Origin of the sequence: Dictyoglomus thermophilum H-6-12, from assembly GCF_000020965.1 — a bacterium.
GTDB lineage: Bacteria > Dictyoglomota > Dictyoglomia > Dictyoglomales > Dictyoglomaceae > Dictyoglomus > Dictyoglomus thermophilum.
Genome location: NC_011297.1, coordinates 634,587 through 648,538 on the forward strand (window position 1 = coordinate 634,587; position 13,952 = coordinate 648,538).

A 13,952-nucleotide genomic window follows, 5' to 3' on the forward strand; every position below is an offset into this window, starting at 1 on the left:
AAAAGGAGAGGATGAATAAGTTGTTACAGCAAATAGTGGATGATTTAGATAAGTTCTTAGCCATATTTCCAAGTGACATCAAAAGTAGGTTAGAACAAGATCCTGATATAAAGGATCTCATAGAGGTTGTTCTTGATCTTGGAAGGGAGATTGAGGCAAGATTTTATAAGAAAACTGTTGTTTTTGAGGGGAGGTTTACCACCGAAGAAGATTTAAATTATATTATTGCAAGAGTTGGAGAATTCAGTGGCGACAAAAGAGCTGGAATAGAAAGAACTCTTCATAGAATTTCTGCTATAGAGAATAGGCATGGTAGAATAATTGGATTAACTTGTAGAGTAGGAAGAGCAGTGTTAGGAACGGTCGACATAATAAGAGACGTGATTGAAACTGGAAAGAATATTCTTCTTTTAGGTAGGCCTGGTGTTGGTAAAACAACTCTTTTAAGAGAAACAGCAAGAGTTCTTGCTGATGAGCTTGGTAAGAGAGTAATTATTATCGATACCTCTAACGAGATTGGTGGTGATGGAGATATTCCTCATCCTGCTATAGGTAGGGCAAGAAGGATGCAAGTTCCAAATCCGGCAAAACAACATGATGTGATGATTGAAGCGGTAGAAAATCATATGCCTGAAGTTATTGTAATTGATGAAATTGGAACCGAACTTGAGGCAAAGGCTGCAAGAACTATTGCTGAAAGAGGTGTGCAGTTGATTGGTACTGCTCACGGTATAACTCTTCAGAATTTACTTCTTAATCCTACGCTCTCGGATCTTGTGGGAGGGATTCAGGTAGTAACATTGAGCGATGAAGAAGCAAAAAGAAGAGGTACTCAGAAGACTGTTCTTGAAAGAAAAGCTCCTCCGACCTTTCAAGTGGTTATAGAAATTCAGGAAAGAGATAGACTTGCTATTCATCATGATGTGGCAAAAACTGTTGATGCCCTATTAAGAGGATACATTATAAAACCTGAGATAAGACTTAGAACTCCTGAAGGAGAGGTAAAAAAAGTTGAAGCTCCTACTATTGAGCCTTCAGAAGAAGAGGAAGAAGTATCGGTTTTCGGAAAGCCTGAAAGGGAGAAGAGGACAGAGCCTTTGAAAATATTCCCCTATGGAATAAGCAGGAATAGACTTGAAAAAGCAATACGTAATTTAGGGGTTCCTGCTTTTGTAGTGAAAAATCTTTCCGAAGCTAGCTGCCTCTTGATATTGAAAGCACATCAGAAAAGAGCAAAAGATCTTTTGAAAGAAGCAGAAAAGAAGGGTATTAAGATTGCCGTTTTAAGAAGTAACACTGTTACTCAGATAGAGAGATTTTTGAGCGAGGAGTTTGGAATAAGTGTAGGTACGAGTAAGAGTGATGCAGAGGAGGAGGCTCTCAGAGAAGCTCAAGAAGGTATTGAGTATGTGTTGACTCATGATGAACCTTATGAATTATCACCTCAGCCTGCTTATATAAGAAGATTACAACATCAGCTCATTCAGCAGTATGGATTGTATTCGGAAAGTGTAGGAGTAGAGCCTTTCCGTAAGGTAAGGATATATCCATCTCATTAATTTCTATAGGGATGAAAAATAGCCTTTTTATAACCTTTGAAGGAATAGATGGATCTGGAAAGACAACTCAAGCTATACTTTTAAAAGATTATCTTGAGAGCAAAGGTTTTAAGGTCTACCTTACAAGGGAGCCAGGTGGTACAGAGGTAGGAAGTAAAATAAGAGAAATTCTTTTGTCTCCAGATTTTTCAATAAATCCTTGGACAGAAGTCTTCCTCTATTTAGCTTCGAGGGTGGAAAATACCATTGTGGTTAAAAAGAAACTTGAGGAGAATTACATAGTAATTTGTGAAAGGTATGCTGATTCAACAATTGCTTATCAAGGATACGGAAGGAATTTACCACTAAATATTTTGGCGGAAATGAATGACATAGCCACTTCTGGGTTGAAACCTGATCTTACTGTTTTAATTGATTTAGATCCTGAACTGGCTTTGAGAAGAAAGAAAACTTTTGATAGAATTGAGATGGAAGGTAAGGATTTTTATTACAGAGTAAGAGAGGGATACTTGGAGATTGCAAAAAGGGAACAAGAAAGGTTTATAATCATACCAGGAAGTTTGTCTAAAGAAGAGATCTTTGAGAGGATTGTTAAAAGGATAAAGGAGAAATTTCTTAGAGGGGTGTAAAAATGAAATTAGTTTTTGCAATTATCCAGGAGGAAGACTGGAAGAAGGTAAGAGAAATTTTCATAGAGCATAATTTATCTCTTACCTTCTTCAAAAGTAAAGGTGGTTTTTTGGAGGAAGCTTCTATTACATTGATGACAGTAGTAGAGGATGATAAGTTTGAAGAGGTCTTATCTATTTTAAGAGAAAATTGTAAGGAAAGAGAAAAAATGATTATTCCTCCTCTTCCATCGGTAGAGCTCTTAAGAACTGTACCTATGCCTGTTAAAATAAAAGTAGGCGGAGCAGTAGTATTTGCAGTGGATGTAAGCTATTTTGAGAAAATATAACTATGGCCTTTAAAGAGATAGTTGGACAAAAACAAGCTATAGAGGTGTTAAGAAGAGCTATCAATGAAAATAAATTATCCCAAACTTATCTTTTTGTGGGTCCTGAAGGTGTTGGGAAAAGATTAACTGCTATCTCTTTTGTTCAAGCTTTAAATTGTAAGGTAGAACCCCTTGAAGGATGTGGTGAATGCGATATTTGTAAGAGTATAGAAAAACTTTCTTATCCTGATTTATTTTACCTTAAACCTGAGGGGCAATGGTATAAGATACAGCAAATTAGAGATATTAGAAAAGAAGCCTATGTTAAGCCATACATTAGTAATTGGAAAGTATTTATCTTAGATGATGCTCATCAGCTAAGAGCGGAAGGGGCTAATGCCCTTTTGAAAATATTAGAAGAGCCTCCAGAACATACCTTGTTTATTTTAATAGCTTATAGACCTGAGTTACTATTGCCAACAATTATTTCAAGAAGTCAAATAATAAGTTTTTCTTATTTGAGTTATGATGAGGTTTGGCAAATAATAAAGGATAAGGTTTCGGAGGATAAATTAGAGATTCTGGTGAATTTATCGCAGGGGAGTGTTGGAAAGGCTCTTTTTTGGGGTGAGGAGAATAATTGGACTAAGAGGATAGAATTATTTAAATATTTAACTCTTCTTAAGAAGGATAGGCCATATTCTCCTTTTGAGCTTGTGGATTTTTTAGTAGAGGAGAAAGATGACGAAAAGATTATAAATCTTCTTGAGCTTGTTCTTTTCTGGTGGAGAGATCTGCTTTTGTGGAAGCTCACGGAAGATGAGAAGTATATTATGCAGAAAGATTTCTTACCAGAAATAGCGAGAAAGGCGCAAGAATATTCGGTCTCAGATCTGAGAAACTTTTTCAGGTTAACTCAGGATGCTATAAGAGGTATTAGAAATAATGCTAATTTATTGTTAACATTAGAAACTCTATTTTTAAGGGTGGGTATGAGCTCATGATGACTGAAGAAAAGGAAAATATAGAGAATATATATGTGGTAGGTATAAGGTTAAGAAGTTTAAAGGTTTATTACTTTTCAACCACAGACCCTAATCTAAAAGTTGGAGATGTGGTGATAGTGAAGACTGTTCAAGGAGTTGAAGCAGGTAAGGTTGTAATTCCTCCTTTTGTTCCTTCTGAGAATTTTGAACCTCCTTCTCCTTTAAAGCCTATTTTAAGAAAGGCCACAGAAGAGGATTTGCAGAAAATAAAAGAGTATAGGGAAAAGGAGAAAGAAATTCTCCAGTTTGCACAAGAAAAGGCTAAAATATTAGGACTACCTATGAAAATGCTTGCTTGTGAGATTAATTTTGATTATAGTAAAATTACCATACATTTTGCCTCTGAGGAAAGGGTTGACTTTAGAGAATTAGTAAAAGAGCTTGCAGGTCAATATAAAACAAGAATTGAATTGCATCAAGTAGGGGTAAGAGATGAGGTAAGGTATCTTGGCGGAATTGGGATTTGTGGGAGGGAAGTATGCTGTCATCTTTATCTTCAGGATTTTGAGTCTATTTCGGTGAAGATGGCAAAAGAACAAGGACTTGCTTTAAATCCATTGAAAATTTCTGGTATTTGTGGAAGATTAATGTGCTGTTTATCCTATGAATATAAGACTTACCAAGAGATAAAAGCGAGCTTACCTCCTAAGGGTACTGTTGTTGAGACAAAACAGGGTAAAGGTATAGTTGTAGATCATCATGTACCCTTAAATAAATTGGTGGTAGAATTCGATGAAGAAAGAAGAGAGTTAATTTCTTTGGATGAAGTTGAGAAGATATACAAAAAAGAAGATAAAGAGGGAGAAAAAGATAAAGTTCTTGAAAAAATACTTAAGATGTTAGAAGAGGAAGAAGATTAGGTAATAAGTGGATTATTTTGAGGAGATTAAAATATTCTTTTGGAGAAGAGGATATCAAATTGACGAGTGTTGTCAAAAAGATAGAATAGTTTTACCCAAGAACACATCTTTGGAGAGTGATTATTTTAGCTTTCTTTCTCATTACAGATTTAGAAGACTCTTAAGTGATATAATCCATTCGCAAGATAACGGAAAAGTTCTTATTGATAGGTTATTGTCTCGTTGGAAGTTAGAGGAAATAAAAGAATATTGGGACTTTTTAATCAAAAGTGGAATTATAAATTTAATTGGGAATGACTATTATTTTTCTTATCCTTATATTGACAATTTTGGAGAAACCCTTGAATGGTATATATCCGAGCTTTTGAGAAAAGAATTTAAAATGCCTACGATTTGGGGCGTAAAGATTAGAGAGTTAAGGGGAGGGGGAGATTTTGATGTTCTTTCTATCCTTGAAGGTAGTCTTTTATATATAGAGTGTAAAACCAGTCCTCCTAATAATGTAAGATTAAGGGAAATGTGGGAATTTCTTAGGCGAAGAGAAGAATTGAAACCTAAAATTACTATATTTTTTATTGATACTACACTCAAGATAGAAAGAAATATAATTGAAAATATAAAATATCTTCTTGATAGGAGATTTGCAAAAGGTAAAAGTAATATAAGCCTAAAACTAAAAGAAGGGATATATGCATTTGATAAAAGTTTATATATAATGCAAAGTAAAGGCGACCTTATTAAGAATTTTCAAATAGTTTTTAGGAATTTTTTTAATGGATAGACAGGAAAGTCTATTTAAGGAAGACCATAACTATGAGCCTCTCTCTTTTAGGATGAGACCAAGAACCCTTGAGGAATTTCTTGGGGCGGAGGATATTATTGGAGAAAATTCTTTTTTGAGGAAAGCTATTAATAAAGGTTATCTTCCTTCTCTTATCGTTTATGGCCCTCCTGGATCTGGTAAAACCACTTTGTCAATACTCCTTGCAAAAGCTATTAATGCTGAGTTTATAGAGTTAAATGCTGCTATTGTGGGAGTACAGGAGTTAAAAGAAGCGCTTCAGAGGGCAAGGAGAAACCTTGAACTTTACGGGAAAAGAACTGTTCTTTTCCTTGATGAGATACATCATTTTAACAGGCTTCAACAAGATGTACTTCTTCCCTTTGTAGAAAAAGGAACAATTATCCTTATAGGTGCGACTACTGAGAATCCCTTCTTTGCTCTAAATACAACCTTACTCTCAAGATGTAGATTAATAGAACTTAAACCTTTGTCTAATGAAAATATTGAAAAAATTTTAAGAAGAGCTTTAGAGGATGAAGATCGAGGTCTTGGCAAAAAGAAACTGCAAATAACAGATGATGCAATTGAGGAGATTGTAAGGTTTGCTAATGGTGATGCAAGAATAGCTCTAAATACATTGGAACTTGCTTCTTTTATGGCATCTCCCTTAGAAGATGGAAGATTAATGATTGATAGAGATGTAGTGAAGGAGGTTATTGGAAAGAGGGTATTTAGATATGATCAAAAAGGAGATGAACATTATCACACTATATCTGCTTTTATAAAGAGTATAAGAGGTTCTGATCCTGATGCAGCCTTATATTATCTTGCAAAAATGCTCCTCTCAGGAGAGGATCCGAGGTTTATAGCAAGAAGGTTAATTATTCATGCAGCTGAGGATATTGGTATGGCAGATCCCTTTGCTATTGTCGTTGCTCAAGCAGCTTATTATGCGGTAGATGTTGTAGGTATGCCTGAGGCAAGGATACCTCTTGCAGAAGCTACCATATACCTAGCTACAGCTCCTAAAAGCAATAGTGTTATAATGGGAATTGACAAGGCAATGAAATATATAGAAGAACATGGAGTAGCGATAGTTCCAGAACATCTGAGGGGCAATTCTCCCGATTATATTTATCCTCATGATTATCCCAATCATTTTGTAAAACAGAGGTATCTTCCTGAAGGAGTAGAAGAATTTTTTTATAATCCTTCTGAGCAAGGTAGAGAAAAGAAGGTAAAGGAAAGGTTAGAGGCTTTATGGAGAGAAAGGTACAAAAAGTAATTCTTCTTTTAGTTTTTTTTGTTTTTGTTTTAGGGGGGTGTAAGGGAGAGAAAAAAATAGAGAAACATATAGATGAGAATAAGGTGATAAAGGAAAAGAGCATAGTAGTTCTTGATACAGAGATTGCAGAGGACATTATAAAAGATTATGAAAAGGATATAGAGAGATATATTGTTGAGGATAGGAAAGAAAGTTATCGGGATTATGTTCTAAACTGGAAATTTTACTCTATATATTTCAAAAATCCACTAACTAAATACTTTTTACTCGAGAAACTAAAATCTGAAGAACTAATAGTTGACAGAGTCAGAAGTTCTCAGGGAATAAGTGAAAAATATCAGATTTTTAGAAAATATCGTTTTTCTGAGGGGGATGAAAAAAACATAAAAATTGCTAATCTTTATTTTCCTATAAATAAAGTAAATGCTGATAATCTTCCTAAGATTGCTTTTGTGGTTGATGATGTGGTAGAGGATAATTTTTGGACCCATGAGCTTTTAAATTTTCCTTATACTCTTAATATATCCATAATACCTACTAGAAAAACAAAGGATATTGCAGAAAAAGTTTCTAAAAGAGGTTGGGAAGTGCTGATGCATCTTCCTATGGAGTCTATAAGTTATCCAAGAGATGCAAAATATTTAGTGTCGGAAGCTATAATGGTAGGTATGGATGAGGTAGAGATTGAGAATATCATAAAGACTCACCTTGAGAGATTTGGAAATGTTAAAATTTCCTGGGTTAACAATCATATGGGTTCAAAGGTTACGCAGGATTCTGAAACTATGGAAAGAGTCATAAAAGTCTTTAAGAAATATAATTTAGCCTTTCTTGACAGTAGAACTATTCTAAACAGTGTAGGTTATAAAATGGCAAATAGATCTGGAATACCAGCTCTTGAAAACATGTTATTCATTGATCATGAGAATGATGAGGAAAGGATAAAAGCTAGATTTATTCAGGCAGTTAATATAGCTAAAAAGAGAGGATGGGGGGTTTTTATTCTCCATCTTAGACCAAAAACGATTAAAGTTCTTAATGAACTTGATAAGGAAGGCTTTTTTAATGATTTAGATCTAGTAAGGATCAGTGATCTATACGAAGTAATAAGTGAGCACTCATCGGGCCTAGCTTTAAAGAATTAGTGTAAATATTTCCGCTAAATAGATCTCTGTACGTACCGTTCAGATTAAAGATTTCTTCTTTATCCTCTATATTTATAAGTACAAGTATGGATTCTTCTTGGGTTTCTTTGATAAAAGATATCATATCTGAAAATATAGGAATAAACGTACCTTTGTAAAGCGCTGGATGACTTTTTCTGATTTTAACTAATTGCCTGTAAAAATCTATAAGTTCTTTGTCTTGTTTGTCATCACTCCAGGGTATAGGAAGTCTTGCATGTTCGTGTAGAGTTCTATTTCCCTCAAGTATATCTCTGTACTGACTACATCCCATTTCTTGTCCATTGTAGATTATAGGTATTGCATTAATCGAGAATTGGAAAATTGAAGCTAATCTAAGTAATTTCTTATCTTTAGCAACCCATAGAAATCTATTTGAATCGTGATTTTCGAGAAAAGAAATTCTCTTGAATTTATTTCCATAGAATTTTTCTTCCAAATCGATCATTTTTACAAACTCTTTGGTAGACCATCTTTTACCTATAAAAAAGTCTCTAATTATTTTAAAAAGATAAAAATCTAAAGTTCCGTCAAATTTGCCTACATATTTTTTTGTTTCTTTCGGAGTCTCTACTATCTCTCCAAAATAGAAAGTTTCTGGAAATTCAGATTTCAAATTATAATAAAAAATACTCCAAAAATTAATGTCAGGACCTGTAGCATGATCCATTCTATATCCAGAAATTCCAAATTCTCTTATCCAGTATTTGGCAGCATTTATTATATAATCTATCGCTTCCTTATTTTTAAGGTTTATTTTGGGCATTGACTTTACACCGAAAAAGGTTTCATAATCTTCTCCTTTAAATATAAACCAACTTCTTAGATTACTGTTTTTGTCTTTTAAAGCTTTCTGAAATATAGGATTTTTATATGACATATGATTTGGTACAAAGTCTAAGATTATTCTTATGCCTCTATTGAAGGCTTCCCTTACAAGTTTTTTTAAATCTTCTTTTGTTCCCCAAATAGGATCAATTTCAAAGTAATCCTCAATATCATAACCATGATATGATGTGCTTTTAAAAATGGGAGATATCCATATGGTATTTATCCCAAGGTTTTCTATATAATCCAAACGGCTTAGTATCCCCTTCAGGTTTCCTCCTAATTTCTCTTTGAGGTTTTCAGAATATTCTACTTCTTTTTCATCTTTAGCAAATCTATCAATAAATATGTGATAAATTATACTCTCCTCACTCCATAAGGGTGCTTCAAAATTGTCTATTGAGAGATATTGCTCATAGATTTTTTCATTCATCTCATAAAGGTGGATTTGATATAGACCATTTTCCTTTAAAGGAGGTATTTTTATTTTGATAATTTCGCTAAAGTTAAATATGCTATCATTCCATTGAGTTTTTCTTTCCTGTATATTAAAGGTATATATTTCTCTGTTATCTTTGACAATTTTTCCTGAAGTAATGTGAAACTTTAATGGACAGTTAAAAGTAAATTCTATTTCATCTTCAGGCTTAGGATCTTCTGGTAAAACCTCTTCTAAATATATTTCTTCAAGTTTTTTAACTTCTCTTTCTACTAAAAACTCTTTGTGGCATAAATCTCCGAATATTTTGTCATCGTATATCATTTTATTCTACCTCCAGTAAATTAACTCGTGTTAATTATTTTATCATAGTTTATAATGATTATACAAACATAAATTCTTAAGGAGGTAATGATAACATGATTATTGTGGGTGGTGAAGCACTTATAGATTTTACTCCTATAGAGATAAATGGTGAAATAGCATATATACCTAAAGAAGGTGGATCGCCATATAATGTAGCAATTACTTTGGGAAGATTGGGAGCACCTTGTGGTTTTTTTGGTAAGATATCTTACGATTTTTTTGGAGAGATGTTGATTGAAAAACTGAAGAAAAATCACGTAGATATTTCCTTAGTATTAAGATCAGAGAAGAATACTACTCTTGCTTTTGTTATCTTGAGAGAAGGAGAGCCTCATTTTATATTTTACGGAGAAAATACTGCTGATGTCTCTTTAGAAGAAAAGGATATACCCTTAATAGATCCAGAAAAAGTTGAGCTTATTCATTTTGGCTCTATATCTATGATAAGAGAACCAGGGTGTTTTGTATTAGAGAAAATGATGACTCAAAATCATGGGAAGGTCTTAATTTCCTTTGATCCTAATATAAGACCTAATTTAATAAGGGATAAGAATGATTACTTAAGAAAGTTTGAGGCTTGGCTTAAAACTATAGATATTCTAAAAGCAAGTATTGCAGATATTAAATGGCTTTATGAGACAGAGAGTATGGATGAAATTGCCAGGTATTTTTTAGAAAAAGGTGTAAAAATATTTCTTTTGACTTTGGGAAAGGAAGGATCAATAGGGTATACTAAATTCTTTTCTGCTTTTTCTAAGGGAAAAGAGGTGAAAGTTGTTGATACAGTAGGAGCAGGCGATGCTTTTATGGGAGGATTCTTATATTATTTGAATTCTATAGGAAAATTGAATAAAAATTTTTTAGAAAATGTAACTAAGACAGAACTTGAAAATGCCTTAGATTTTTCCAATACAGTTTCAGCTTTAACCTGTACTAAAAAAGGAGCCGAGCCACCATATTTGGCAGAGGTTGAAAATTTTATGGGTAAAAGGTATTATTGAATGAAAAGTTTTGAAAAGTTTGTTTTTGAGGAGAGATTAAAAGATGGAGTTAATACTTTTTCTTATACTGTTTGGCTTGCTCACTATACCTCATGAATTTGGACATTTTATTTTTGCAAAGATTTTTGGGGTTAAGGTATATGAGTACGCTATAGGTTTTGGACCTAAAATCTTAGAAATAAAAGGGAAAGAAACAAGATTTGTACTAAGACTTATTCCAATTGGTGGTTTTGTAAAAATGGCAGGAGTTGACGATATTAATCTTCCAGAATTTGAAGAAGTGCCTGAGAATAGAAGATTCTATAGAAAGGCTCCTTGGCAAAGATTTTTAATTTTATTTGCTGGCTCTTTTATGAATTTTGTTTTTGCGATAATACTTTTCATATCTATTTTTCTTATAGGTATTCCTCAGCCTATTCCTGTAGTAGATAAAGTATTAGAAAACAAACCAGCGAGTATGGCTGGAATTATGCCGGGAGATAGACTTCTATATATAAATGGGCAAAAAATTGAAGATATTTCTGATGCAGTCAGATTGATTACTGGATCTATAAAAGCTCCTGGAGAAGAAAAGTTTATAGAAGTTACGCTGGAGAGGGATGGAAATATTTTAACCTTCAGGGTAAAGCCCGAATGGAGTGAAGAACGAAAAGGTGGGGTAATAGGTATAGTATTTAAAACTGTTCCTAAGAAGTACTCTCTTCCTGCCTCGGTTAAAAATGGGATTTTAATGTTTGTAAATGCATTGCTTTTGATATTTTATGTTTTTAAGGCTTTGTTTAGTGGAGCTCAAGGTGTTTCTATTACAGGCCCTATTGGAATTGCTAAGATGACAGGAGAAGTGGCTTCTATGGGGCTGATTTATTATCTAAATTTCATTGCTCTATTAAGTGTACAAATCGGAATCTTTAACTTATTGCCTATTCCTGCTCTTGATGGTGGAAGAATTCTTTTTATAATAATTGAGAAGGTAAGAGGTAAACCTATAGAAACAAGCAAAGAGGAGATAATTCATTGGGTTGGCTTCTTAATATTGCTATTTTTAATGTTACTTGTGACTTTTTTTGATATACTAAACTTGAGAAAATGAACAGGAAAAAAACAAGAGTTGTAAAAGTTGGAAATATAGCAATAGGTGGCGATAATCCTATAAGGGTTCAAAGTATGACGAAGACCCCTACTGTTGATATTAAATCAACGGTAAGGCAAATAAAAAGACTTGCTAAAAAGGGTTGTGAAATTATTAGGCTTGGAGTACCTGATAAAGAATCAGCTTTAGCTTTAGGTAAAATAAAAAAAGCAAGTCCTATTCCAATAGTAGCTGATATACATTTCGATTATCGGCTTGCTTTGATAGCCCTGGAACAGGGGGTAGATAAATTAAGGCTAAATCCTGGTAATATAAAAAACCCCAAATATATTTCTCTTATTGCTAAGGAAGCAAAGGCTCGTGGGGTTCCTATAAGAGTTGGTAGTAATGCTGGTTCTTTACCTAAAGAGATTTTAGAAAAATATAATGGACTTACACCTGAAGCTTTGGTAGAAAGTGCTCTTCATGAAGTTAGGCTTTTGGAGGACAATGATTTTACTGACATTGTTATCTCTGTAAAGGCTTCTTCGGTACCTTTGACTGTAGAAGCATATAGGCTTTTGTCTCAAAAAGTAGACTATCCTTTACATATTGGGATAACAGAGTCGGGTACTGTATTTCCTGGGACTATAAGATCTTCGGTTGGTTTAGGAATTCTTCTTTATGAGGGAATAGGTGATACTATAAGGGTTTCTTTGGCTTCTTCTCCTGATAAAGAAGTCGAGGTTGCATATGAGATCCTTGATAGCCTTGAATTAAGGAGAAAAGGGATAAGAGTTATAGCTTGTCCTATGTGTGCTAGATCTCATTTTCCAGTGCAACAAGTTGCAAAAGAAATTGAGCGGAAGTTTAAGAACTATCCTTTAAACTTGGTGGTTGCAGTAATGGGTTGTGAGGTTAATGGGCCTGGAGAGGCAAAATGGGCAGATATTGGTATTACAGGTTCAAAAGATAGGGTTATAATTTTTAGAAAAGGAAAGATAATTAAGGAGACTAATTTCAGGAATATAATTTCAGAATTGGAAGAGGAACTAGATAAAATAAAGGAGGTGAACTCAAATTAGCACTTTAATAATAGCTGGATTACTATTCATTATAGGATTGGGTTTAGGATATTTTATTAGAAGATACATAGAGAGCAAAACTATTCAGCTAGTTGAGAAAAGGGCCGAGGAAATTCTAAAAAAGGCCGAAGAGGAAGCGGAAGAAAAGAAAAGAAGTGCTCTTCTTGAAGCAAAGGAAGAGATATTTAAATTAAGAAATGAAGCTGAAAGAGAAATAAGAGAAAGAAGAAACGAACTTACAAATCTTGAAAGAAGAATTCTTCAGAGGGAAGAAAATTTAGAAAGAAAAGAAGAGATTCTTGCCAATAAAGAGAGAGAGATAAATAATAGGCTTGAAAGTGTCAAAAGATTAGAAGAAGAGGCAATGAATGAGCTTCAAAAGATAGCTCAAATGACTAAGGAGGAAGCAAAAGAAATATTATTAAAACATGTTGAGGAAGAAATTCAGAAAGATATTGCCATAAAAATAAAAGAAGCAGAAGCTAAATATAAGGAGATGGCGGAAGAAAAAGCAAGAGAAATAATAACAGAGGCTATACAAAGGTGTGCTGTAGATCATACTGTAGAGTCTACCGTTTCTGTAGTAAGTTTACCTAGTGAGGAAATGAAAGGAAGAATTATTGGTAGAGAAGGAAGAAATATTAGAACCTTTGAAACATTGACAGGAGTTGATTTAATTATAGACGATACTCCTGAGGCTGTAGTGCTTTCTTCTTTTGATCCAGTAAGGAGAGAAATTGCAAGGATTGCTTTAGAAAGGTTAGTAAAAGACGGTAGAATTCATCCTGCAAGAATCGAGGAGATGGTAAACAAAGCTAAAAAAGAAGTAGAAAACAGAATAAGAGAGGAAGGCGAAAGAGCACTAATAGAAGTGGGCATTCAAAATATTCACCCAGATCTTGTAAGAACTTTAGGAAGACTATATTACAGAACTAGTTATGGCCAAAATGTTTTACAACATTCAATTGAAGTGGCCAAGATTGCAGCTATAATTGCTGCTGAACTCCATATGGACGTAAATCTTGCCAAGAGGGCAGGTCTTCTTCATGATATAGGTAAAGCAATTGATTATGAGGTAGAGGGATCTCACGCCACATTAGGCGCAGAACTTTTGAAGAAATATGGTGAACATCCTGATATAGTTCATGCTGTGGCAGCCCATCATGAGGAAATTCCGTTGGTTAAGCCTTTAGATGTTATAATACAAGTAGCAGATAGTATATCGGCTGTAAGACCAGGAGCAAGAAGAGAAAGCATTGAGATATATATAAAGAGATTAGAGAAATTAGAAGAAATTGCTATGTCTTTTCCTGGGGTAGAGAAAGCTTATGCCATTCAGGCAGGTAGAGAGGTTAGGGTACTTGTAAGTCCAGAGGAAGTAGATGACCTTGCTGCTACAAGACTTGCTTATCAGATCGCAAAAAAGATTGAGAAGGAAATGGAATATCCAGGGCAAATTAAGGTTACTGTAATTAGAGAGACAAGAGCTGTAGAGTACGCAAAGTAATT

13 protein-coding genes are annotated in these 13,952 nt (G+C 34.0%); 12 read left to right on the forward strand and 1 reads right to left on the reverse strand.

The genetic code is table 11. The features are described from left to right. Positions 1-11 precede the first annotated feature (11 nt). From DICTH_RS02990 to DICTH_RS03025, 8 genes are read left to right on the forward strand one after another with little or no spacing between them, the layout of a single operon-like run. Complete coding sequence (locus tag DICTH_RS02990) at positions 12-1,559, forward strand: R3H domain-containing nucleic acid-binding protein (RefSeq protein ID WP_012548758.1); 1,548 nt, start codon at positions 12-14, stop codon at positions 1,557-1,559. Positions 1,560-1,570: 11 nt separating this feature from the next. Beyond that, entirely contained in the window at positions 1,571-2,188 is a 618-nt protein-coding gene (gene tmk / locus DICTH_RS02995) for a dTMP kinase (RefSeq protein WP_012547658.1), read from the forward strand. Between the two features lie 2 nt (positions 2,189-2,190). Then, complete coding sequence (locus DICTH_RS03000) at positions 2,191-2,517, forward strand: cyclic-di-AMP receptor (protein ID WP_012548480.1); 327 nt, start codon at positions 2,191-2,193, stop codon at positions 2,515-2,517. A 2-nt stretch (positions 2,518-2,519) separates the two neighbouring features. Then, positions 2,520-3,500, forward strand: a complete 981-nt coding sequence (holB, locus tag DICTH_RS03005; RefSeq protein ID WP_012547341.1) for a DNA polymerase III subunit delta' — start codon at positions 2,520-2,522, stop codon at positions 3,498-3,500. After that, entirely contained in the window at positions 3,497-4,402 is a 906-nt protein-coding gene (locus DICTH_RS03010) for a PSP1 domain-containing protein (RefSeq protein WP_012548199.1), read from the forward strand. Before holB ends, DICTH_RS03010 begins: the two co-directional genes overlap by 4 nt. A 7-nt stretch (positions 4,403-4,409) precedes the next feature. Next, positions 4,410-5,183, forward strand: coding sequence for a hypothetical protein (locus DICTH_RS03015; RefSeq protein ID WP_012548374.1), 774 nt, complete (start codon positions 4,410-4,412; stop codon positions 5,181-5,183). Further along, positions 5,176-6,471: a replication-associated recombination protein A gene (locus tag DICTH_RS03020; RefSeq protein WP_012547497.1), complete on the forward strand. Its 1,296-nt coding sequence runs from the start codon at positions 5,176-5,178 to the stop codon at positions 6,469-6,471. Before DICTH_RS03015 ends, DICTH_RS03020 begins: the two co-directional genes overlap by 8 nt. Continuing rightward, positions 6,447-7,616, forward strand: a complete 1,170-nt coding sequence (locus tag DICTH_RS03025; RefSeq protein ID WP_012547620.1) for a divergent polysaccharide deacetylase family protein — start codon at positions 6,447-6,449, stop codon at positions 7,614-7,616. The genes DICTH_RS03020 and DICTH_RS03025 overlap by 25 nt, the downstream gene beginning before the upstream one ends. On the opposite strand, the gene DICTH_RS03030 is transcribed toward DICTH_RS03025, so the two are convergent. Beyond that, entirely contained in the window at positions 7,558-9,246 is a 1,689-nt protein-coding gene (locus DICTH_RS03030) for an alpha-amylase family glycosyl hydrolase (RefSeq protein ID WP_049751865.1), read from the reverse strand. The two genes, DICTH_RS03025 and DICTH_RS03030, sit on opposite strands and share 59 nt — an antisense overlap. Before the next feature lie 95 nt (positions 9,247-9,341). On the opposite strand from DICTH_RS03030, the gene DICTH_RS03035 reads away from it, so the two are divergent. The 4 genes from DICTH_RS03035 to rny are packed head-to-tail and all read left to right on the forward strand — an operon-like array spanning position 9,342 to position 13,950. After that, entirely contained in the window at positions 9,342-10,289 is a 948-nt protein-coding gene (locus DICTH_RS03035) for a carbohydrate kinase family protein (protein ID WP_012548494.1), read from the forward strand. Between the two features lie 43 nt (positions 10,290-10,332). Next, positions 10,333-11,379 (forward strand): RIP metalloprotease RseP, encoded by a 1,047-nt coding sequence (rseP, locus tag DICTH_RS03040; RefSeq protein WP_012547363.1) that lies wholly within the window; start codon positions 10,333-10,335, stop codon positions 11,377-11,379. Next, the gene (gene ispG / locus DICTH_RS03045) at positions 11,376-12,443 is read left to right on the forward strand and encodes a flavodoxin-dependent (E)-4-hydroxy-3-methylbut-2-enyl-diphosphate synthase (RefSeq protein WP_012547290.1); all 1,068 of its coding nucleotides are present in this window, start codon (positions 11,376-11,378) and stop codon (positions 12,441-12,443) included. Before rseP ends, ispG begins: the two co-directional genes overlap by 4 nt. Further along, complete coding sequence (rny, locus tag DICTH_RS03050) at positions 12,439-13,950, forward strand: ribonuclease Y (protein ID WP_049751866.1); 1,512 nt, start codon at positions 12,439-12,441, stop codon at positions 13,948-13,950. The genes ispG and rny overlap by 5 nt, the downstream gene beginning before the upstream one ends. The last annotated feature ends 2 nt before the right edge of the window (positions 13,951-13,952 follow it).